Here is a 22,679-nt window from a genome sequence, read left to right as displayed (position 1 = left end):
ATATTTTATGCGCCACGTCACAAAAGCTGCTACACTCCGCCCCTTCGCGACATTGTGGTTTTTGTCCTCCTAATTGTTATATCTCCCTGAAAACTACACCTGTGATGGTCGGGGCGGTTCGGAGTTTTTATGTCTTTTGATTCCCTTGGCCTGAACCCGGAAATTCTGCGCGCGATCGCAGAGCAGGGCTACGTTGAGCCAACCCCAATCCAGCAGCAGGCTATTCCTGCCGTTCTTCAGGGCCGTGACCTGATGGCCAGCGCCCAGACCGGCACCGGTAAAACCGCGGGCTTTACGCTGCCGCTGTTAGAGCTGCTGGTAAAAAACCAGCCGCACGCCAAAGGCCGCCGTCCGGTTCGAGCGCTGATCCTCACCCCAACTCGCGAGCTGGCGGCGCAGATTGGCGAGAACGTGCGTGACTATAGCCGCTATCTCAACATTCGCTCGCTGGTGGTGTTCGGCGGTGTCAGCATCAACCCGCAGATGATGAAGCTGCGCGGCGGCGTGGACGTGCTGGTGGCAACGCCCGGCCGTCTGCTGGATCTGGAACACCAGAACGCGGTGAAGCTCGATAGCATTGAAATTCTGGTGCTGGACGAAGCCGACCGCATGCTCGACATGGGCTTTATTCACGATATTCGCCGCGTGCTGGCCAAGCTGCCGCCGCGTCGTCAGAACCTGCTCTTCTCCGCGACCTTCTCCGACGAGATCAAGGCGCTGGCGGAAAAGCTGCTGCATAACCCGCTGGAAGTCGAAGTGGCGCGCCGCAACACCGCCTCTGAGCAGGTGACGCAGCACGTTCACTTTGTTGATAAAAAGCGCAAGCGCGAACTGCTCTCCCAGATGATCGGCCAGGGTAACTGGCAGCAGGTGCTGGTCTTTACCCGCACCAAGCACGGCGCGAACCACCTGGCGGAACAGCTGAATAAAGACGGCATCCGCAGCGCCGCCATTCACGGTAACAAGAGCCAGGGCGCGCGTACCCGTGCGCTGGCGGACTTCAAGTCTGGCGACATCCGCGTGCTGGTGGCAACCGACATTGCTGCCCGTGGCCTCGACATTGAAGAGCTGCCGCACGTGGTGAACTTCGAGCTGCCAAACGTGCCGGAAGACTACGTGCACCGTATCGGCCGTACCGGTCGTGCGGCGGCAACCGGTGAAGCGCTCTCTCTGGTTTGCGTGGACGAGCACAAGCTGCTGCGTGATATCGAACGTCTGCTGAAGAAAGAGATCCCGCGTATCGAAACCCCGGGGTATGAAGTGGATCCGTCGATCAAAGCCGAGCCGATTCAGAACGGTCGCCAGGGCGGTCGCGGTCAGGGCGGCGGTGGTCGCGGTCAGCAGCCGCGCCGTGCCGAAGGCGGCGCGCCGAAGTCAGCGGGCAAACCGCCGCGTCGTAGCAACGACAGCAAACCGGCCGGTGACAATCCGTGGCGCAGCGGCGAAGGCAAGCCGGCAGGAGAAGGGCAGCGCCGACGCCGCCCGCGCAAGCCTGCTAACCCGCAGTAATCTGGAAGCCCGGTCGTAAAGCCGGGCTTTTCTTTTTGCGGCTGCGAAGAGAAAGTGCCACAATAGTGGCTGTTTATACAGTATTTCAGGTTTTCAGATGGCTTTAACCGCTGCGCTCAAGGCGCAAATTGGCGCATGGTATAAGGCGCTACAACAGCAGATCCCCGATTTTATCCCCCGAGCGCCGCAGCGGCAGATGATTGCTGACGTGGCAAAAACGCTCGCCGGGGACGACGGGCGACATCTGGCGATTGAAGCCCCGACCGGCGTCGGGAAAACCTTGTCGTATCTCATTCCAGGCATTGCCATCGCGCGGGAAGAGGACAAAACGCTGGTGGTCAGCACCGCCAACGTGGCGCTGCAGGATCAGATCTTCAGCAAAGATTTACCGCTGCTGCGCAAAATCATCCCCGACCTGCGGTTTACGGCCGCCTTTGGTCGCGGTCGCTACGTCTGTCCGCGTAACCTGGCAGGGCTTGCCAGCAGCGAGGCGTCGCAGCAGGATCTGCTGGCGTTCCTCGACGACGATCTCACGCCAAACAACAAAGCCGAGCAGGAGCTCTGCGCAACGCTGAAAGGCGATCTCGATGGCTATAAATGGGACGGCCTGCGCGATCACACCGATAAAGCCATCAGCGACGATTTGTGGCGCAGGCTCAGCACGGACAAAGCCAGCTGTCTGAACCGCAACTGTCACTACTATCGCGAGTGCCCGTTCTTTGTCGCCCGGCGCGAAATTCAGGAAGCCGAAGTGGTTGTGGCTAACCACGCCCTGGTGATGGCGGCGCTGGAGAGCGAAGCGGTGCTGCCGGAGCCGAAAAACCTGCTGCTGGTGCTCGACGAAGGCCACCACCTGCCGGACGTGGCGCGGGACGCGCTGGAGATGAGCGCCGAAATTACCGCGCCCTGGTTCCGCCTGCAGCTCGATCTGTTCTGTAAGCTTGTCGCCACCTGCATGGAGCAGTTCCGCCCGAAAACCACGCCGCCGCTGGCGGTACCCGAGCGGCTGAGCGACCACTGTGAAGAGGTCTACGGTCTGATCTCATCGCTCAACAACATCCTGAATCTTTATCTTCCCGCAACTCAGGAGGCAGAACACCGCTTTGCGATGGGCGAGCTGCCGGAAGAGGTGATGGAGATCTGCCAGCAGCTGGCGAAGCATCTGGAAAAGCTGCGCGGGCTGGCGGAGATGTTCTTAAACGATCTGAGCGAGAAAACCGGCTCGCATGACGTTGTTCGCCTGCACCGTATTCTTTTGCAAATGAACCGTGCGCTGGGCATGTTCGAAGCGCAGAGCAAGCTCTGGCGGCTCGCCTCGATGGCGCAGGCGTCCGGCGCGCCGGTCACCAAATGGGCCACCCGCGAAGTGCGGGACGGGCAGGTCCATCTGTTTTTCCACTGCGTGGGCATCCGCGTGGCCGATCAGCTGGAAAAGCTGATCTGGCGCAGCGTGCCGCACGTGGTGGTCACCTCTGCCACGCTGCGCTCCCTGAACAGTTTTTCGCGTTTGCAGGAAATGAGCGGGCTTAAAGAGAAAGCGGGCGATCGTTTTGTCGCGCTGGACTCGCCGTTTAACCACTGCGAGCAGGGGAAGCTGGTGATCCCGCGCATGAAATTCGAGCCGCTGATCGACAACGAAGAGCAGCACATTGCGGAAATGGCGGCCTACTTCCGTGAACAGGTTGAGAGCAGAAAATACCCCGGCATGCTGGTGCTGTTTGCCAGCGGGCGCGCGATGCAGCGCTTCCTGGAGCACGTCACCGATCTGCGTTTATTACTGCTGGTCCAGGGCGATCAGCCGCGCTACCGGCTGGTGGAAACGCACCGCAAACGTATCGATAACGGCGAGCGCAGCGTGCTGGTGGGATTGCAGTCCTTCGCGGAAGGTCTGGATTTGAAGGGCGATTACCTGACGCAGGTGCATATTCATAAAATTGCCTTCCCGCCCATCGACAGCCCGGTCGTCATCACCGAAGGCGAGTGGTTGAAAAGCCTCAATCGCTATCCCTTTGAGGTGCAAAGCTTACCTGCGGCGTCGTTTAACCTCATTCAGCAGGTCGGGCGTCTGATCCGTAGCCACGGCTGCTGGGGGGAGGTGGTGATTTATGACAAACGTCTACTCACCAAAAATTACGGCCAACGTTTGTTAAACGCGCTGCCGATCTTTCCGATTGAACAGCCAGAAGTGCCCGAGGTAAAAAAACGCCCGGCAACACTGACCGCCGGGCGCAGGAAAAGCATCCGTGCTAAGGGGCGCGGTCCTACTGGTAAGTGAAGGTCACCTGCACCACACTGCTGAACGTCCCCGCGCTCACCGGCATGGAGGTGGCGTAGTAGCGTGCGGCAAGTGGGAAATCGACGGTATGATCGCTTTGATTAACCAGGGCGCTGAAGCTCGCCTGCGGGGCAATGGTAATGCGATCCAGGCGGTCTGCCAGCTCCAAAGCCAGCCCGCCGGCGCTGCCCGTGCTGGCAAATTTCGTCGGGTGTGCGCTGTCTGCCTGGCCGTTAAAGGTCGCGGTGGCGAGCGTGGTGGTGGACGGGCATTTGGACAGCGTAAGGTCAAAATTCTTCCACTCCCCGGTATCCCCCACATCCTTAAAATCGCTGGAGGCGGCTTGTCCCAGGTTAACGGTCAAATTCTGGCTGGCGCTGTCTACCGAGCAGGTATTGGCGATGATATTGCCTCTCATCTGGATCGCGATCTCATCGGCATTCGCCTGCGTGAGAAGGCCTGCCAGTAGTAACAAGGTGATTTTTTTCATTTATATCCCAACGTAATCGTGGCAATGCTGTTTGCTGTCCCGGGGGTGACGCTGGCTGCCGTTTGTTGATATGCGACCTCAAACGGGATCGCCAGCGGAACGTTCGCTTGTGCAACTGCCGCCGTATTCTTGTAAGTATCAAAGTTGGCAATTTCCCCGTCGAACATCATGCGCACTCCCACGCCGGTTGCTACGCCACTCTCCTGAGTCAGTTTTACGACGCCAGGGAAATCTGTTTCATAGCCGTTTGCACTGGTGATCATCACTTGAGGCTGTACGGTGTTATTGCAGTTAACGGTAATGTCGAACGTCTGAGGCGACGTCAGAGTTCCTGTCCCGGTGAAGTCGCTGACAGGGAAATTGCCCAGCGTCACGGTGAGGCTTTTCGGCGAAACGGAGCAGGTGACTTCGTTAAACGTGATATTTCCTGAATAGGAAAGGGTGTTCGGACTGCCTAAACCTTCGTGATTGTAAACGCCAAGCCCAAACTCCGTCTGAGCCTGAGAAAGTGAGCCAGAGGACACCGTGGAGCTGGTTTTCACCAGCTCCAGAGTTACGTCAAAATTGAACGAGAGCTGTCCATCTGAAGAGAGATATCCCACCGGCGTATTCCGGGAATCACAGTGGACGCCGCCGGCCCCCTGGATGCGTTGCCCCTGATCGTTCATCAGGGCGATACCAATCCCGGCGACACCAGAGTCGTACACGCCCGGCAGGCCCGGTATTTCTGAACCGGAACCATAATAGCAAGCCACTATTTCCATCCCCGGGCTGTAGGTACTGGAGCAATTCCCGGCAACGTGCACCGTCTGCTCTGAACCCGGAATGGTCGCGCCAACGGCCAGCGAGGTGGGTACCGATATGGAGGCCACATCAATCATCTTTGGCATATCCGGAGACGTGCATGACGCTTTCGCGTGCGGCATAAAAAATGCGGATATTCCCAGCACTAACAATAAAAAACTCTGTTTAACGATTTGCATCATCTTTCGTCTCAACCAGTGCATTACTGACATGTTGCGGCAGCGGTAATAATGCCGGATTTATCTCTCTCTTCAGCCAGCGTGTACTGCGCGATGCATTGTTCGCTGGCATTGTCACCCCACGCAACGGAGAGTTTTCCGCGTGCGGGGAGGCCGGAGAGGTACGTTTGGCCATCTGAGCCAACGATAAATTCGTTGTCCTTATCCTCAGTGGTCACCGTCGCGCCGAAGGGCAGCGGTTTACCGTTGTGCGTGAGCGTCATCAGCACGCGATTGCCCACGCGGGTAGTAAAGCTGGCGCGAACTACGGCGCCGCGTGTAGGGGTCACTACCTGCGCCGCGTGCGTCACGTCGGCATCATCCGGCAGCGTTTCGGTATCCAGCGCAATGGTGTTATGGCGATACGCGGTGACGAATGGTACGACGGTGTAGCCGCGGAAATCGGTCTCAACGCCCGTCTGGTTGGTGATATGCGTCCCGTGCGTTCCCGGCGCCTTCACCAGCGCGATGGTCTCACCGAGCGGCTGGCTCAGGGTGATGCCGTTGGCATGGGCAACCACGCCGCCCTGCAAACCGACGTTCACGGTCTGCTGGTATTTATCCTGACTGACGCCTGCGCTCACTTCGCCATAGGTCGCTTTGTAATCGGCGTTCATGCTGGTGGAGTTACTGCTGCCGGTACTGCTCACCCCTTCCTGAATATTCCAGTTCAGGTTGTCTTCCTTCAGCGCCGTGCCGTTCAGGCCGATATTCTGCGTGGTACCGTCTTTGGTATTGTTCAGGTTGTAGGTGGCCCAGGTGTTATGCATCCAGTGGTCCAGCGGCACGGAAACGCTCAGTGAGAACTGGTTGTCGTTCGTCACTTCGTCGCCGTTTTCATCGCTGTCCTGGGTGTTCTTGTTCATGCTGTAGCTCAGGCTGTAGCTCACCCCGTGCCAGCTGTTGTTGTAGCTGACGCTCATGGAGGTCATGTCCTGGTTCTGGCTCCAGTAAGTCTCTTTCACCATGCTCAGGGTGACGGACCCCCAGCCTTCGGGCAGCGTCTGGTCGATGGTGGCCTCGGTTCGGGCGCGGCGCTGCTGGGGGGCAGACCAGTCGTCAGAGCGGGTATATGACTCCATGGTGTCTTCAAGGGTGTAAAACCCTTTGCTGTTGTAGCGATAGCCCGCGAGCGAGAAGTTGGTGCCTGAACCGGCAAAATCTTTGCTGTAGCGCACGCGCCAGGACTGGCCTTTGCTCGACTGCTGCTTCTTTAGCAGGGCTTTCGCACGGGTGACGTCGATGGAGAACGCGCCTAAATCGCCCATGTTTTTCCCGGCGCCGAGCGCCTGGGACTGATAGTGGCTGCTCTGCTGTATGCCGCCGTAAGCGGTAAAACCAAAGGGCAGGCCGTAAATCGCGCTGCCCTGGGCAAACGGAGTTTTCTCGACGTCTTTGTCGTAGGAACGGTACCGCCCGGCGGTCACGCTGTAGCGCAGGTTTTTTTCGCGCTGCAGTACCGGTACGGAAGCATATGGCACCACGAAATGGCTTTCGCTGCCGTCGGTCTCTTTCACGGTGACCTGCAAATCGCCGCTGCTGCCGGTGGGGTAAAGGTCGTTAATTTCAAACGCGCCGGGGGCGACCGTGTTCTGATAAATGACGTAGCCGTTCTGGCGAACCATCACCAGCGCATTGCTGTGTGCGGTGCCGCGAATAATGGGCGCATAGCCTTTTTCGCTGTCCGGCAGCATGTCGCTGTCGGATTTAAGCTCCACGCCGGTGTAGGGTACGCTGTCAAAAACATCAGAAGGCGAAGAGCTTTGTCCAACGGTGAGATCGCTTTTCATCGCCACGATATCGCGCTGGGCATAGGTATAAACGGAAGAGAATGTTTGCTGCTCTTCCTTGCCCTGGGTGCTGCGATTCCACGTGGAGTAGTTGCGTACGCGCCAGGCGCCAACGTTAAACCCGGGACGCAGGTTAACGTACTGGCTGCTGTTATTCTGCTCGCCCGACTGTCGCGCATGGCTCTGGCTGGCGGTCGCGCTGTAGTTGAGAATACCTGCGGTGATCCCCTCGTCGAATTCTTTCGGGTCGATATAGCCGCGTGGAACCTGGCCCAGTGCCAGTTGAGGGATACTGAGCAGCAGCTGCTGATTGCGAACGTGAAACGACGTGGAGGCTGCCGGGATGGCGGTTAAATCGGCACACTGGCCTTTTGCCATCAGCGCCGGATATTTTTGGGTTTTGATCCCAAGGCTTTTTAAATCATTCAGGCTAAAGCAGGGCTGAAGTGAACTGCTGCCGTGTGAACCTTTATGCAATGTGAACGTGACGTCGCGGGTATCAATTTTATTATTATTAATAAAAATAGCGACCTGATATTTCCCCGGTGCCTGCCCTGGCCCTTTTTCGTAAACCGACAGATCGGTCTTACCCTGTTGCGGATTATCAATATCCAGTAGCGCGGGGTTAAAATAATCATCAGCCATAACCTGCTGCGCAAAGATCGCCAGTGCCAGGCCACAGAGAATGACCAGCAGGGATGAAATTCGGCAGGTAAACGGCTTTTTATGGCTGTACATGATTATTTTATTACCGGGGGATAGTATTAACGAACGGCTTTCGACCAGGTATGGCTGATGCTGCCGTAATCAGTAATAATGGAATACGTGACGGTTGAGCCTCCGATATTGCCAGGCAAGGCAAAATGCGTTTCCGTTTTCGGGACCGCCCAGGTGGCTTTTGTTACTTTATGACCGTTCAGCGTGACGGTCTGGAAGTTCATAAAGAAAGGCGTGGGGTTATTCACCACCAGTTCATTACCTTCACGGCGCCATTCAAGCTTATCGGCCACCTCTTCTGGTCTGCCTTTTACTGCTGACGGGCGATAAAGCAATTTAATACGCGTATTAATGGCAATTTGTAGCGTATTCACACCTTCGACGTGCTTTGATGAAGGGATCGCTTTAATATTCAACCAGTACAGTGTTTCCCTGTCTTCCGGTAAATTTCCGCCCGTACGTACAACGCGCAGAACGTTATCTTCTTTCGCATCCAGACGGAAAAGAGGAGGGGTGATCAGGAACGGCGCTTTGGCCAGGTTTTTACCGCCAGAGTCGACCCAGGACTGTACCAGATAATCCGTTGCATCTGGGTTTGAAAGACCAAGAGACGATTCCTTTTTCTCTCCCTGGTAGACCAGACGTGTGCCATTAATAATGACACCTGCATGTGCAGTAGAGGCCGCCAGTAAAAGCGTGCTCAGTAAATAACCGTGGCGCATAAATATTTCTCAATAAGATAAGAGATATTAACGCGTATAACCGCGTTAATATCTCAGGATTGATAATATCAGTTATAGATAACGGTGAAGGTCGAAACGGAGTTAGCCGGACCTGCGGTAATCGCGGCCCCGGTTTGAATATAACGCGCGCCGAATATCAGGTCGTTAACTGATGTACCGGAGGCTAACGGATATTGCTGAGAAGGGGTGTACAGACTCACCGGCTGCTCAGAAGCGTCAACCAGCTGAATAGCGACACCCGTTGCCGCATCCACATCCGGCGTTAATGCCAGCGTTGCGTTGTTATTCGCATCCGGCGTTCCGCCGAAGTTAATCGCTGCAGAGGTAACGGTTTCCGGACAGTCTTTTAACTGAATATCGAACTTCGTTAACGTGCTGGTAGAGCCTGCACCGGTAAATACCGTTTTAGAGACTTTGCCTAACTGAACGTTTAACGGGTTACTTAATCCATTAACCACCTGACACGCTGAATCAATAATTTCTCCGGTGAAATTGATCTGCCCTTCACCGTTTGTTGCCGCAAATGCGGATGCAGAACATCCCACCGCTGCGGCGATGAATAAACCTAAAGCAACCTTGTTCATAGTGAATCCTGATATGTGACTGGTGCGAACGTTGCCTGGACGTTTTCACCGTTGACCCTGGAAGACTTTCCGCTGGTTATTTAATCAAAAAATACATGTCTAAGAATCTTCTGCAGAAATCACAAATAATTGAAAAATTTCTTGTATATATTTTTTTTCATTAAAACAGAGCATTGGGTTAGGGGATAAAACACTAACGGCCGGGCAATCATCAGGGCTATATTGTTAACAAGATGATGCTGTCAGGAGAGAAGTCGTGGATTACCGCAAAATTATCAAAGAGGTAGGGCGTGGGAAAAATCATGCCCGCGATCTGGACCATGAAACCGCGCGTGCACTTTACACCCGCATGCTTGAGGGCGACGTCCCCGACCTGGAAATGGGGGGCATTCTGATCGCGCTGCGTATCAAAGGAGAGGGTGAGGCGGAGATGCGCGGGTTCTATGAAGCCATGCAGGCGCAAACGCTGCGCTTAACGCCGCCTGTGGCAAAGCCCATGCCGATCGTAATCCCGAGCTACAACGGCGCGCGCAAGCAGGCAAATTTAACCCCGCTTCTTGCTATTTTATTACACAAGCTGGGGTTCCCGGTGGTGGTGCACGGGGTTAGTGAAGACCCCACTCGCGTACTGACGGAAACCATTTTCGGGATGCTGGGCATCGAGCCAACGCGTCATGCCGGTCAGGCGCAGGCGAAGCTGGATGGCCATCAGCCCGTTTATATCCCGGTTGGCACACTTTGCCCGCCGCTTGAAAAGCAGCTCGATATGCGCTGGCGCATGGGCGTGCGCAACAGCGCGCACACGCTGGCGAAGCTGGCCACACCGTTTGGCGAAGATGCCGCCCTTCGTCTTTCCAGCGTCTCGCACCCGGAATACGTGGCGCGTGTGGGTCAGTTCTTTGCGGCTATTGGTGGAAGGGCGTTACTGATGCACGGCACGGAAGGTGAGGTTTATGCGAACCCACAGCGTTGCCCGCAGGTGATGCTGATCGATTCTGCTGGTACGCGCGTCATTCTGGAACGCGGGGAGGAAAATAGCGGTGTGATATTGCCTGAGGCAAAAGATCCCCATACTACATCCCACTGGATTGAGCAGTGCCTTGCTGGAAATGTTCCTGTTCCGCATTCGATCAAGCTGCAGATGGCCTGCTGTTTGCTGGCAGCCGGTGAAGTGGACACGGTAGAAGCCGGGCTGGCACGCGTGGCGCAGTCTTTTTAACTAAAAAAAAGCCCGTCCAGTGGCGGACGGGCAAGCAAGGGTAACAAACAACAGGGTCAATGAGGGTTGGAGCAGCTCACCAGAGGGTTTGGCGAGGGGACAGCATTCGTTCAGGCGATTATTTGTAGATAACCGCGGTGCCGCTCAGCTTGTTATTGCCGTTAGCGGAGGTAATGGTGTATCCGCTTGCACCGGCAGCAGCGGCTTTCTCAGCCAGTTTGGCTTCCAGACCGTCCAGCGTGGTCGCGCCATCAGCACTCACCACACCGACTTTGTTCATGTTCTGTGCCTGAGTTGAAGAGACTGGCTCTACGGCGAAAGCGCCGAAGGACAGAGCGGACAGGGCAACAGCAGCTACAGCATATTTGATGGTTTTCATAATTAATCTCTCGCAGGTGTTTCTGTTAAGGGGACGATGTTCCGTCGATGTGATGAGTATCACGTTTTTTTGCGAGGGATAAAATCGAAGAGAATTGACGTGGTTGCTCAAAAAAACTGAATGACAAATAACTTATTGAATATTAATAAATTCAAACTGGCGATTTACACTTCTTTTTAATGCGCTTTACAGAAGCGAAATGAAGGGCACATTTTGCCACGCGGTTCGTTAAAAATCGTGAGCGTAAAGGTATGGGCCTGCGGGGTTAACTTAGGTAAAGGAAAGTCAACGTAACTGGCTGTCTTTCGAACCTCTGCGATTATATCCCGCATGTGGTGAGTTTTTTGAATCTTTATGCTGCTGGCAGGAGATGCAAAGCCTTACGCCGGGGATGGCTTTCCGGCGCGCCTCCGGAATGGGTTCTCCGCATTCTTCGCATTCCGTTAAGCTTTCGCCGCGCGGAATTTCACCGCGAGCCCGCGCAACCGCATCTTCAATAGTACTGTTGATCTGTTCGTTAACAGCGTCGTCATTTGCCCAGCCGGAAGCCATTATTCCCTCCTGATATCGGTTTCAGCCCTGCTTTTAATATGGGGTTAAAAAACGAACAGTCAAGGCGAGGGGGGAAGAGAACTGCATCCGGTGGTCAGATGCAGTCTGGGGAAAAAAGCAGATTATTTATAAATGGTCGCTGTGCCGTACATATGGTTATCTCCGCCAGCGGAGTTCACCACGAAGCCTTTTGCACCTTCCTGGCGTGCTTTTTCAGCCAGTTTATCTTGCAGATCGTCAAGGTTGCTGGCACGACTAACTGAAACGGTGCCTGCAGGACGGAGCTGGCTGGTGTCGGTACTCTGGGTCAGTGACTGAACGGCCATGGCAGAGAATGAAGCGGTTGCCAGGACGCCAGCGATAATAGCAAGGGTCAGATACTTTTTCATAATCACATCCTCATGAGTAAACAGCAGGTGATTCCCTTTAAGTTTAGAAGCCTGATGAGTGTGACTTAGCGCAAATATTTGATGATGATCTGCTTATTTTTTGAACGATATAAATTGACAATTCGCTGACAGATCATAGACATAAAGGTGTTTGATTTACGGCGGTTTTTTGCGCGACGCAGAGAAAGATTTACCGTTGGGCCAGCAAAGGGTATCTTACGCCGCTGTTTAAAGGAGAATGCCATGACTGCCCAAAAGCCGGGATTGCACCCGCGAAATCGCCACCGCAGCCGCTACGACATGAATGCGTTATGCCTGAGCTGCCCGCCGCTGCGGGACTACCTGGTTCAGACCCCAGCGGGAGAGCCCTCGGTCAACTTTGCTGACCCGCAGGCGGTTAAAATGTTGAACAAAGCTCTACTGGCGCATTTTTACGGTGTGGCTCACTGGGATATTCCGGAAGGCTTTCTCTGTCCACCTGTGCCGGGCCGCGCGGATTACGTGCATCACCTTGCCGACCTTCTTGCCGAAGGTAATGAGGGCGTTGTTCCGCAGCAGGCCACCATTCTGGATATTGGCACCGGGGCGAATCTAATTTACCCGCTGATCGGCGCGCATGAATACCACTGGCGCTTTACCGGAAGCGAAATCGGTGCCGAGGCCTTTGCCAGCGCCCAGGCGATTATCAGCGCGAATCCTGGGTTGAGCCGCGCCATTCGCCTGCGTCGTCAGAAAGAGGCGGCGTCGATCTTCAACGGCATTATTCACAAAAACGAAAGCTATGACGCCACGATGTGCAATCCGCCGTTCCATGATTCGGCGGCATCGGCCCGCGCGGGCAGCGAGCGCAAGCGCCGCAATCTGGGTCAGGCTGAAGACGCCGCGCTGAACTTCGGTGGTCAGCAGCAGGAGCTCTGGTGTGAAGGGGGCGAAGTGGCGTTTATCCTGCGCATGATTGCGGAAAGCAAACAGTTTGGCCGTCAGGTGAAGTGGTTCACAACGCTGGTTTCCCGCGGAGATAACCTGCCGCCACTCTACCGCGCGCTCACCGAAGCGGGTGCCGCAAAAGTGGTGAAAAAAGAGATGGCGCAGGGCCAGAAGCAAAGCCGCTTTATCGCCTGGACGTTTATGGACAATAACAAACGTCGCAAATAGCACTCCGTCGCAGGCCGGGTAAGGCGAAGCCGCCACCCGGCAACGAGGCTACAGCGTCGGCTCCTGCGGTGGGAGCGGAGCTGCGGGCGGCGGCAGTACCTGATAGGTCTGGACCGGCATCCGCACGTTCGCCAGATCGAAGTGTTTTTTCACCATGCTGTCGAGCGCAAAGCGCACCGTCCACTGCTTCAGCGGCTGGGTGGTGAACGACACGCGCAGGGTAAACGCCGTGTTCGTCAGCCCGACGATGCCGGCGAATGACGGCTCGCCAATCACCAGCCCGCGAATATCCTCCATCTGCATCAGCTCTTCTACCGCATCGCGCAGCGCCTGCTTCGCTTTATCGGCATCCTCGTGACGATCCACATCGTAGTTCGCTACAACTGAACCAATGCCGCGTACAAAGTTGGCGAAGGTGGTGATCGAAGACCAGGGAATGATGTGGTACGCCCCGGTGTCCTGGCGCACGCCCACCGAGCGGATGGACATCCTCTCCACGGTGCCGGTTAACGGTCCGATGGTCACCAGATCGCCCGTGTTCATCCCGTTTTCAAACTGAATGAAAATGCCGGTAATAATATCCTTCACCAGCGTTTGCGACCCGAAGGAGATCGCCAGCCCCAGCGCACCGGCCCCCGCCAGCAGCGGGGCGATATTTACGCCGATTTCCGACAGCACAATCATGATGGTGATGGTGCTGATAATCACCGCCAGCGCGTTGCGGAACAGGGTTAACAGCGTTCTTGCCCGCGCGCTGGGCAGCGGCCTGCCGTGAATATCCGATACCAGGCGGTTCTCGATAAGGCTCGCCAGCAGCGTCCAGCCGACGGCGGAGAAGAACAAAATCAGCGCGATGCGAATCAGGATGTCGACCGTTTTTTCACCCGCACCGTTGTGCAGCCAGTTCCAGAAATCAAACAGGCTCCACGCATTCAGGAGCAGCATAATCGCCACGCAGACGGTGAGAATGCGCGCCACTTTGAGCGATACCGACATCCAGCCGTTCACCCGTTTTTGCAGCTCCGGGTAATTACGCTGTACCTGCGGCGACAGGGTGATGGTTTTCGAGATCCAGCGCGACAGCAGCCCCGACACAAACGCCGCGATACCGATAATGGCCAGGCTTTTGAACGTCGCCCCCATCATGAATTTCAGGCTATTGCCCGGGTCGAACAGCGAGAAGAAGCACAGTACGATGAAGTAGGCGCTTGCAAGCCAGTGCCATACCAGGGCGAAAGCGCGGATAAACAGGCTAAAGAACGAGAGGGAGCGATCGGCCAGATTCAGCAGGCTTTGGGTAATGGTTTTTTTATTGTGGAAGATCAGATACAGAGACCAGACGGTAATGCAGATCATGATAATGACGTTTGCCAGCGCCCCGAACTGGACGTTCACCTGGTTGGAGATGATCGGCACGGCAACCAGCAGACCGTAGCCAATCAGCCCGCTGAGCACGCTCAGACGCAGCGCCCAGTACTTCGCACTCTCATCCCGGATGGCGAAAGGACGCAGCGCCGGTACGTGCGGGCAAAAGAGTAACCGCAGCAGCGCCTTGAAGAACTCAATAAGGGCAAAGGCGTTCAGGAAAAGCGACTGCTGGAAGGCGATGGTTTTGTTGTCCGCGTTCAGCCTGTCGGCCAACATCTGGCCTAAAAACAGCGTCAACGCAAGCAGCAGCAAATCGATGATAAACGCTGAGGCTATCATCAACGGCAGGTGCAGCCAGCTGCTTTTCTGCTGATTCTTTCTGCGTCCCCATTGCCCCATTTTGCGATAGAGCGGCCACGCGCACAGGCGTACCAGCCAGTAAAAAAGAAATACTGCACCGGCCAGCATCAGAAACTGCGTGGCGGCGGCGGTAAACGTTTGTGGGTTAAACGGCTTATGCGGTGAGCCAATCAGGTTGCGGTAGAGCTGAGCAAAGCGCGAGGAGAGCGCTTCCCCATAGTGCCGGCTCACGTCGGTGACATTTTCCAGCACCGTTTTTTGTTCCTCCACCTGGGGAGGGGTGATGACAGGCACCGGCTCCTGCGGCGGCGTGGCGGCCACTTTCCGCAGCTGACCAATAAGTTCCTGCCGGGAGGTGTCGTTCTCAAGGACGTCGGCGAGGGCGCTGTAGGCGGCTTTTTTCTGTTCGACATCGGGTTCCGGTGGCGGCGTATTTTGCTGGCTGGCGGTTGTTCCGGTGGTCACGCCGGGGATCGCGACGGCGAACGATGGCGCACTAAACAGGCTAATCAACAGCAACAGGATCCACGGCACGGCGTCCTCCGGTGAAAATGTCGAACAAAATGATAAGTATAGAAGTCGGGACGCGGAGGGGGATTTTTGGGAACAATCTGGCGTAAAAAAGCCGGGCAAGCCCGGCTTTAGCGTAAAGCGATGGATCAGGAGACGTGCTGCAGGAACTCCTGCAGACGCGGGCTCGGCGGGTTCGCAATTAATTCCTGCGGGTTACCGTCTTCCGCGATACGGCCTTTATCAATAAAGATCAGGCGGGACGCCACTTTTTCAGCGAAGCCGATTTCGTGGGTCACGATCACCATCGTCATCCCTTCTTCTGCCAGATCCTGCATGACCTTCAGCACCTCGTGGCGCAGCTCGGGGTCGAGTGCGGACGTAGGCTCATCAAACAGCATCATTTTCGGTTTGACCGCCAGCGCGCGGGCAATCGCCACGCGCTGCTGTTGACCACCGGACAGCTCAGAAGGGTAGTGGTGCGCGCGTTCAGCCAGGCCGACTTTCGCCAGCAGATCTTTGGCCAGCGCTTCTGCCGCCGCTTTGTTGGCGCCGCGCACGCGCAGGGGGCCAAACATCACGTTCTCCAGCGCCGTCAGGTGCGGGAACAGGTAGAACTGCTGGAACACCATGCCCGCTTCCTGACGAATCAGACGGTCATCCACTTTCGGGTCGTTCACCTTCAGACCGTCGACGATAAGGTCGCCGCTGGTGATCTCTTCCAGCTTGTTGATGCAGCGCAGCAGGGTGGATTTACCGGAGCCGGATGGCCCAATAATCACCACCACTTCACCCTGTTTAATGTTCAGATCAATATTGTGCAGCACCTGGGTTGGGCCAAAGTGCTTGGAAACGTTTTTAAATTCAATCACAGGATTTTCATCCTTCTTTCAAGACGACGCAGAACGAAGCTCAGAACCAGAGTAATGATCAGGTAGACAACGGCTACCGCACTCCAGATTTCCAGCGCGCGGAAGTTGCCAGCAATGATCTCCTGACCCTGACGGGTCAGCTCGGCCACGCCGATAACAATGAACAGCGACGTATCTTTAATGCTGATGATCCACTGGTTACCGAGCGGTGGCAGCATGCGACGCAGTGCCAGCGGCAGAATAACGTGGCGAATCGTTTCGCGACGAGAAAGACCTAGCGCCAGACCGGCTTCACTGAAACCTTTATGAATCGACAGCACCGCACCGCGGGTGATTTCCGCAATGTAAGCGCCTGAGTTGATCATAATGGTGACGACGGCTGCGCTGAACGGATCGATGCGCAGGTCGGTGAACGCCATTGGCAGGGCGAAGTAGATGAACATGACCTGTACGACAATTGGGGTGCCGCGGATCACTTCGATGAAAACCAGTGCGATGTGGTTTGCAATCCAGCCGCCGTAGGTGCGAGCGAAACCGGCGACAAGACCGATAATCAACCCACCAACCAGACCCAGGACCGAAATCCACAGGGTCATTTTAGCGCCTTCAAGCAAGATAGGAATGGCAGGCCAGATGGCGCTCCAGTCAAACTGCATGATAATTTCCTGTTACTGTTACCGTGTTTCAAAAATAGCAGGGGCGAAAGGTCGCCCCCGAGTGAACGTCATTGTTACGTCTTATTATTTAGGCTCGGTACCGAACCATTTTTTGTAGATTTCGTTATAGGTGCCGTTCTCTTTCAGCGTTTTCAGCGCGCCGTTAACTTTCGTGCGCAGGTCGTCGCTGCCTTTCGGGAACGCGATACCGTACTGCTGGGCTTCCAGAGACTCGCCAACCGCTTTGAACTTACCGTTACCGGCTGTTTTGATGAAATACAGGATGTTCGGCGTGTCGTGCAGAACCGCGTCAGCACGGTTGGTGCCGAGTTCCATGTACGCGTTGTCGATGTTCGGGAACTGACGCAGGTCTTTGGTTTTGATATTTGCTTTCGCGTAATCAACCGAACCGGTGCCGCTCTTCACTGCCACCACTTTGCCGTCGAGATCTTTCACGCTTTTTACGTCGTTATTATCGGCTTTGACCATCACCAGCAGGCCGCTTTTGTAGTAGCCGTCAGAGAAGTCGATCGCTTTTTTACGTTCATCGGTAATGGTGATGCCCGCCAGTGCCAGATCAACGTTCTTGGTTTGCAGTGCCGGGATGATGCCGCTGAAGTCCATCGGCTTCAGGGTGTAATCCAGTTTGAGTTCTTTTGCGACTGCGGCCCACAGATCCACATCAAAACCAACGTATTTATCACCCTGTTTGAATTCAAACGGAACGAACGCCGTGTCGGTCGCCACAACCAGTTTGTCGGCAGCCTGAGAGGACACCGCAAAAGCCAGGGTAAGTGCAGCCAGTGAAACTTTTAATACAGACTTCATAGCATTTCCTTTTATATCCACGGGGCGATCCCCTGCGAGAACAGGTGGCACAATGAAAAAATCGTGCCAACTTTACAAGCTATTGTTTTGCAAAGGGGATGATGTCATACATTGCACATTAAATGGGGCAATGAGGTTTTATTGCACCAAAGTGGAGCACTGTTTTGGTGCGCTTCGTTTGGCTCAATTGACGGGGAGATATTTAGCGTAAATTATGACGAAAAAACAATCTTCCGTTAACGGTTGTGTGAGGTGATTATTACATTTCGTTCACTTTTGCAGGTGTGCAGACAAAAACTGTGCACCATAGATGTGCAAAACCCTCACCGGAGGGCGAGGGTTTGATAGAAAATTCGTATGAATTATTCGATGTTAGATTCGATAAACCACAGGAATTGATCCAGGTCGCGGGACGCGGCGGTGAAAATGTCAGCGGTATCTTCGTCTTTGGCTTCGCCAATCGCTTTGCGCACATCGTTTGCCACAATCGCGTAGCGGTCCGCCAGCTCTTTCAGGTGATCCTGAACGGTATGGATATCCAGCGGATAACTCTTCAGTGGCGTTTTGCTGTTGATCACCTGCGTGGTACCCAGCGCCACGCCGCCTAGCTGAACGGCACGTTCAGCCATCGTATCGAGGTGGGTCACCAGTGCTGTGCGGAAGCCATCCAGCATTTCATGAACGGCAATAAAGTTTGCACCGCGCATATTCCAGTGGGCCTGTTTGGTGATCAGCGAAAGATCGATGAACTGGATCACCTGGCGATTCAGCAACTCAATGGTTGCTTTTTTGTCGCTGTCCGATACATCGTTACGGGTATAAAGCAGATTAGACGCTTTCGTTTTCACCAGTTTAGCGGTACTCATAATCTCATATCCTCTTGATGTTTATGTCCCAGGTAATTACGGAACTAAGTATAGCACCGGATTTTTTCCCTGCGGTTTGGCTATGCCTATCGGTTTAATAGCGAGAAGGAGGTTGAGAATTTAACTCATTGAAATTAATCTGAAATTTTAAAATTGATACAGATCAATCTTAATTACTGGCTGGGAATGTAAACCCAGAGGGATATTTTGAAAATAGGGTGAAGTGTGTAAAAAATTATAACGACAGTCTTTCTGGCCTTTATTCTGCATGGCGTGGAAGCCATGCAGAATATATGGGCTTAGCGGATATCCACTTTCTCCACTTTAGGTTCAGGGCGCATGGTGAGCGTCGAGCCCATTGATGCCGCGATAATCGAGCAGAGCGCCAGCGTCTGGGTCAATGTCAGGGTTTCGCCGAGAAACACCATCCCGGAAATGGCGGCTAGCGCAGGCTCCATACTCATCAGGGTGCCAAATATGCGCGTCGGCAGACGCGTCAGGGCAATCATCTCCAGAGAATAGGGAAGTGCGGTAGAGAGGATCGCGACCGCCAGCCCGATGGGCATGACGGACCATTGCCAGATAGATTCGGTCGCCTGCGCCATGCCGATGGGCACAAAGACGATAGCAGCGATCAGTGACCCCAACGCGACGGTCGCCGGACCGTGCTCTTCTCCTGCACGCTGGCCCGTAAGTATATAGACGGCCCAGCAGGCGCCTGCACCCAGCGCCAGCGCTGCGCCCGTCAGATCAATCTCAGAAACACTCTTGCCCAGCGGCAGCAGGAACCACAACCCCAGTACGGCTAACACGACCCAGATAAAATCGACCGGACGTCGCGAGGAGAAAAGCGCCACCGCCAGCGGGCCGGTAAACTCCAGCGCGACGGCGATCCCCAGCGGTATCGTCTGAATAGAGAGGTAGAACAGGTAGTTCATTGCCCCCAGGGAGAGTCCATAAAACAGCAGCGGTAAACGCTGCTCCTTTTTGAATCGCAGACGCCAGGGTTTGAAAATAACCACCAGTATCGCCGTGCCCAGCACGATACGCAGGGCAGTTACCCCAGGCGCACCAACCAGCGGAAAAAGCGATTTTGCAAGCGAAGCACCGCTTTGAATGGACAACATGGCAATGAGTATGACTGCGACCGGCAACCAGACCGACGACGTGCGGGATAACCCAGGCATCCTTTCTCCTGTCAGCTTATGTCAAATGAGGTAAAAGTTGCAGTGTAAAGGAAATATGCGGCTACGGTTGAGGCGCTGTTGAAAAAAAACCACGTCAAATCCGTAAAATGGTTAAGCGCTGGTGGATTTATCGCCTGTCAGATTAGGAATAATCTGGATGAATGTAACTGCGCAGACGCGCACTATGCGCATTTAGTAGTGAAAATTGCATGTGATTTGAAAGAGATAGCTGACGCTGGAAACGTTCTGTTACAGGAAAGGTTTCATTAGACATCACGAATCACAAAGAGTTTCGCAAATTTTTTTGATATATTTAAAACTTACGGACTTACTTGGATCACATTTGAGGTGGTTATGAAAAAAATTGCATGTCTTTCAGCACTGGCCGCTGTACTGGCTGTTTCCGCAGGTACCGCTGTAGCTGCTACTTCTACTGTTACTGGTGGTTACGCTCAGAGCGACTATCAGGGCGTGATGAACAAAGCTAACGGTTTCAACCTGAAGTATCGTTACGAGCAGGATAACAACCCACTGGGCGTGATCGGTTCTTTCACCTACACCGAGAAAGATCGTTCTGAAAACGGCGCATACAACAAAGGCCAGTACTACGGTATCACCGCGGGCCCGGCTTACCGTCTGAATGACTGGGCGAGCATCTACGGTGTTGTAGGTGTTGGCTACGGTAAATTCCAGCAGACCGAAAACCAGGGTCTGAACCGCACTGCAAGCAACAGCGACTATGGCTTCTCCTATGGCGCAGGCCTGCAGTTCAACCCAATCCAGGACGTTGCTCTGGACTTCTCCTATGAGCAGAGCCGTATCCGCAACGTTGACGTTGGCACCTGGATCGCTGGCGTAGGTTACCGCTTCTAATCACTTCGGTGATTAAATAAAAAATCCGCCCAATGTGGCGGATTTTTTTTGTCGAAGAGAAAAGCAAAACGGCAACCTTAGGTTGCCGTTTTTAGTGTTTGTTCCCTCTCCCCGTGGGAGAGGGCCAGGGTGAGGGCATCGGTCCGCACGAGACGGCAATTACTTATTCTTAATATCAAAAATATCCGTACCCAGATGGTTGTAGTCAACTTTCTGTAACTTGAAGTTGGTAACGTACACTGGGGAAGCTTTCTTGTTAGAGACAAACGGGTAAGCATTTTTTATCTGCTCAGCTTTAATCCCGGTCCACTGCGAGAAGAACTGCAGGAAATCATTTGCCGAACGACGCGCTTTAATGACGCGATGCGTTTTATCATCACTCGACAGCACCATAAACGGCACCTGGAAGTTCTGCTGGAACTTGTCATCGTGCGCCAGGTACTGCACCTCTTTACCACGCTCTTTAAACGCCAGCCCGTGATCCGAGAAATAGACCATGGAGAAGCTGTCGCCCGTATTGCGTAGCTGATCGTACAGCTTGCTCAGCAGGTCGTCGGTTTGCGTCATGGTGTAGAGATAGCAGGACGTCTCTTTGGACTGCACAAACTCCGCGTACTTCCCACCGGTCCGATCGCAGGCCTGCGGGTGCGACCCCATCAGGTGCAGGACGATCAGCTGAGGCTGGGTACGCGGGGTGGCGAAGACCTGTGCCGTCATTTTCAACAGCGCTTCGTCTTTGGTGTTTTTGTCGGCTTCGAAGTCGCCATTTTTCAGGAACTGCACTTCGTCAGCGCGTTTGGCGATACTGGCGATGGCCGTATCGTATTCGCCAATTTGCCCCTGATTAGAGAACCACCACGTTTGAAAACCCGCACGGTTTGCCAGGGTGACGAAATTATCCTGATACTGCGGTTTGCCCTCCACCACCCGGTTAAGGGTCAGGCCGAGCGATTTCTGCGTCGAGCCGCTGGCCGCGACATAATCGGTAAACAGCGTGCCTTTGACTGAACTGGCAAACGGTGTGTTATTCCAGTGACCGCCAAACGCTCCCATCGCATCGCGACGCGCGCTTTCGCCAATCACCACCACATAGGTGTGATATTTCGGCTTAACGGCCAGCACGTTCCAGGTGTCTTTCATATTGGAAAGCTCAGCCATGCGCGCCTGTTCGTCGAGAACCTCTTTATTGTTTACAACGACGTCTTTCACGAAGCGGAAAACCGGATAACCGATATTGCTGAGCCTTAGCTTACCGTCCCAGGGAATATTCTGGATGGGAGCGACAAAGGCCACGGCAATGCTGAACACCAGACAGAGTATTTCGATCTTACCCCAGGATTTTTTCTCGCCCGACTGACGGCGGATGGCGATAACGCCCAGCGCGAAGATAAAGATCCCGACCACGTAGCTGTACCACGGGAAGATCGTCAGGATCTCCGTTGACTCTTCCATATTGGTCGAGTGCAGCGCCAGCAGGGTATTAAAGTTTGGCGCGCCGTAAGCCTGACCAAACGGGAAATAGAGTGCAGCAACCAGCGAACAGATGCCGATTAACGCTTTTTGCACGCGCGGTGCGGATCGCCACAGCACATGCAGAACGCAGGTGAACGCCACCGCGTAGAGCAGACTAAAGGGATAACCCAGCGCAAAGTTAATCAGTAATGACTGCAAAAAGTAAAAACCCGTCCACGGGCTTAAGGCCCGGCTGCGGGTCACAACGGTATCTATCAGGGTTACATTCATAGGTCACTATCATGGATGAAAACGCCATGTGCTCACCCTGGCGTCAAGGGTCATAACCTGCCTGACAGTGCGTGGAGAGGGAATGAGGGTCCGCTTCAGCGAGCCGCAAATTGTGCAGGGCTGCAAGAAGATAGTGCGAGCGCTAAATAATATCAACAGTTGCTAAGCAGATGTTTTGCGAAGGGGATTGCAAATCCGTAAAAAAGATCGGGAATAAGGCGGCTGGAAGCCAGTTTAGAGCGAGATTGTGACGGGAAAATGAAGCGGCGTACCGCAACGCCGCTTAGTGGGAAGATTTGTCGTCCTGATGCGGTTTGTTGTTAAACATATCGCACAGCATGTTCAACAGCATTAAGCGCACTTTAAAAGGAGAGTGGGTAAACACGGTCATGCACCTCTTGAATTCGTTCATAAGACCTCCTGAGTTTTGATCCCTTCGATCCGTGAAGGGTGACTGCATTACATACAGATATAGCACAGGCTATATTGTATAGCTATGGCTATTTCGTTAATTTTTTGTGCTTGCGGAGCTATGGTTTACAATGTGCGCTCTCGAAACCGGGCGCTGGAAGCGTCACCCCACTGAGGAAGT

Annotated in this window: 21 protein-coding genes; 5 read left to right on the top strand and 16 right to left on the bottom strand. The window is 54.4% G+C overall.

The window, feature by feature from the left end; all coding sequences use genetic code 11:
- Positions 1–129 precede the first annotated feature (129 nt).
- Complete coding sequence (gene rhlE / locus DOU50_RS17085; RefSeq protein WP_148769792.1) at positions 130–1,509, top strand: ATP-dependent RNA helicase RhlE; 1,380 nt, start codon at positions 130–132, stop codon at positions 1,507–1,509.
- Between the two features lie 97 nt (positions 1,510–1,606).
- The gene (gene dinG / locus DOU50_RS17080) at positions 1,607–3,784 is read left to right on the top strand and encodes an ATP-dependent DNA helicase DinG (RefSeq protein ID WP_148769791.1); all 2,178 of its coding nucleotides are present in this window, start codon (positions 1,607–1,609) and stop codon (positions 3,782–3,784) included.
- Here dinG and DOU50_RS17075 read toward each other — a convergent pair.
- The 5 genes from DOU50_RS17075 to DOU50_RS17055 form a co-directional block, all read right to left on the bottom strand.
- Positions 3,771–4,274 (bottom strand): fimbrial protein, encoded by a 504-nt coding sequence (locus DOU50_RS17075; RefSeq protein ID WP_048991519.1) that lies wholly within the window; start codon positions 4,272–4,274, stop codon positions 3,771–3,773. The two genes, dinG and DOU50_RS17075, sit on opposite strands and share 14 nt — an antisense overlap.
- On the bottom strand, positions 4,271–5,257 hold the full coding sequence (locus DOU50_RS17070) for a fimbrial protein (RefSeq protein WP_148769805.1): 987 nt from the start codon (positions 5,255–5,257) through the stop codon (positions 4,271–4,273). Before DOU50_RS17070 ends, DOU50_RS17075 begins: the two co-directional genes overlap by 4 nt.
- Positions 5,258–5,280: 23 nt before the next feature.
- A complete protein-coding gene (locus tag DOU50_RS17065; RefSeq protein WP_148769790.1) occupies positions 5,281–7,824 on the bottom strand; it encodes a fimbria/pilus outer membrane usher protein in 2,544 nt (847 codons plus the stop codon).
- A gap of 26 nt (positions 7,825–7,850) precedes the next feature.
- The gene (locus DOU50_RS17060) at positions 7,851–8,525 is read right to left on the bottom strand and encodes a molecular chaperone (protein WP_148769789.1); all 675 of its coding nucleotides are present in this window, start codon (positions 8,523–8,525) and stop codon (positions 7,851–7,853) included.
- Positions 8,526–8,593: 68 nt separating this feature from the next.
- Positions 8,594–9,130 carry a fimbrial protein gene (locus tag DOU50_RS17055; RefSeq protein ID WP_148769788.1) on the bottom strand — a complete coding sequence of 179 codons (537 nt, stop codon included), beginning with the start codon at positions 9,128–9,130 and terminating at the stop codon, positions 8,594–8,596.
- 256 nt (positions 9,131–9,386) lie between these two features.
- On the opposite strand from DOU50_RS17055, the gene ybiB reads away from it, so the two are divergent.
- Complete coding sequence (gene ybiB, locus DOU50_RS17050) at positions 9,387–10,349, top strand: DNA-binding protein YbiB (RefSeq protein WP_148769787.1); 963 nt, start codon at positions 9,387–9,389, stop codon at positions 10,347–10,349.
- Between the two features lie 118 nt (positions 10,350–10,467).
- On the opposite strand, the gene ybiJ is transcribed toward ybiB, so the two are convergent.
- From ybiJ to mcbA, 3 genes are all read right to left on the bottom strand, one after another.
- The gene (ybiJ, locus tag DOU50_RS17045; protein ID WP_023310874.1) at positions 10,468–10,728 is read right to left on the bottom strand and encodes a DUF1471 family protein YbiJ; all 261 of its coding nucleotides are present in this window, start codon (positions 10,726–10,728) and stop codon (positions 10,468–10,470) included.
- A 285-nt stretch (positions 10,729–11,013) separates the two neighbouring features.
- Positions 11,014–11,280, bottom strand: a complete 267-nt coding sequence (locus DOU50_RS17040; protein WP_148769786.1) for a DksA/TraR family C4-type zinc finger protein — start codon at positions 11,278–11,280, stop codon at positions 11,014–11,016.
- 122 nt (positions 11,281–11,402) lie between these two features.
- Positions 11,403–11,669, bottom strand: coding sequence for a DUF1471 family periplasmic protein McbA (gene mcbA, locus DOU50_RS17035; RefSeq protein WP_032649414.1), 267 nt, complete (start codon positions 11,667–11,669; stop codon positions 11,403–11,405).
- A gap of 243 nt (positions 11,670–11,912) precedes the next feature.
- On the opposite strand from mcbA, the gene rlmF reads away from it, so the two are divergent.
- The gene (gene rlmF / locus DOU50_RS17030) at positions 11,913–12,824 is read left to right on the top strand and encodes a 23S rRNA (adenine(1618)-N(6))-methyltransferase RlmF (protein WP_194266154.1); all 912 of its coding nucleotides are present in this window, start codon (positions 11,913–11,915) and stop codon (positions 12,822–12,824) included.
- Positions 12,825–12,872: 48 nt separating this feature from the next.
- Here rlmF and ybiO read toward each other — a convergent pair whose 3' ends face one another.
- The 6 genes from ybiO to rhtA form a co-directional block, all read right to left on the bottom strand.
- Positions 12,873–15,086, bottom strand: coding sequence for a mechanosensitive channel protein (gene ybiO, locus DOU50_RS17025; RefSeq protein ID WP_148769784.1), 2,214 nt, complete (start codon positions 15,084–15,086; stop codon positions 12,873–12,875).
- A 125-nt stretch (positions 15,087–15,211) separates the two neighbouring features.
- Positions 15,212–15,934, bottom strand: a complete 723-nt coding sequence (gene glnQ, locus DOU50_RS17020; protein WP_048991512.1) for a glutamine ABC transporter ATP-binding protein GlnQ — start codon at positions 15,932–15,934, stop codon at positions 15,212–15,214.
- A complete protein-coding gene (gene glnP / locus DOU50_RS17015; protein WP_014169254.1) occupies positions 15,931–16,590 on the bottom strand; it encodes a glutamine ABC transporter permease GlnP in 660 nt (219 codons plus the stop codon). The genes glnQ and glnP overlap by 4 nt, the downstream gene beginning before the upstream one ends.
- Before the next feature lie 84 nt (positions 16,591–16,674).
- Positions 16,675–17,418, bottom strand: coding sequence for a glutamine ABC transporter substrate-binding protein GlnH (gene glnH, locus DOU50_RS17010; protein ID WP_023310880.1), 744 nt, complete (start codon positions 17,416–17,418; stop codon positions 16,675–16,677).
- 362 nt (positions 17,419–17,780) lie between these two features.
- A complete protein-coding gene (gene dps / locus DOU50_RS17000; RefSeq protein ID WP_010428924.1) occupies positions 17,781–18,284 on the bottom strand; it encodes a DNA starvation/stationary phase protection protein Dps in 504 nt (167 codons plus the stop codon).
- 299 nt (positions 18,285–18,583) lie between these two features.
- Positions 18,584–19,471: a threonine/homoserine exporter RhtA gene (gene rhtA / locus DOU50_RS16995; protein WP_024908710.1), complete on the bottom strand. Its 888-nt coding sequence runs from the start codon at positions 19,469–19,471 to the stop codon at positions 18,584–18,586.
- Between the two features lie 354 nt (positions 19,472–19,825).
- On the opposite strand from rhtA, the gene ompX reads away from it, so the two are divergent.
- The gene (gene ompX / locus DOU50_RS16990; protein WP_024908709.1) at positions 19,826–20,344 is read left to right on the top strand and encodes an outer membrane protein OmpX; all 519 of its coding nucleotides are present in this window, start codon (positions 19,826–19,828) and stop codon (positions 20,342–20,344) included.
- 159 nt (positions 20,345–20,503) lie between these two features.
- On the opposite strand, the gene DOU50_RS16985 is transcribed toward ompX, so the two are convergent.
- Entirely contained in the window at positions 20,504–22,087 is a 1,584-nt protein-coding gene (locus DOU50_RS16985; RefSeq protein WP_148769783.1) for a phosphoethanolamine transferase, read from the bottom strand.
- Positions 22,088–22,370: 283 nt separating this feature from the next.
- Positions 22,371–22,499 (bottom strand): manganase accumulation protein MntS, encoded by a 129-nt coding sequence (gene mntS / locus DOU50_RS16980; protein ID WP_032645368.1) that lies wholly within the window; start codon positions 22,497–22,499, stop codon positions 22,371–22,373.
- Positions 22,500–22,679 lie beyond the last annotated feature (180 nt).

This window comes from Enterobacter sp. C6, assembly GCF_008122455.1.
Classification (GTDB): domain Bacteria; phylum Pseudomonadota; class Gammaproteobacteria; order Enterobacterales; family Enterobacteriaceae; genus Enterobacter; species Enterobacter pseudoroggenkampii.
The sequence above is the reverse complement of the archived record's forward strand: the minus strand, read 5'-3'. Positions and strand labels throughout refer to the sequence as shown.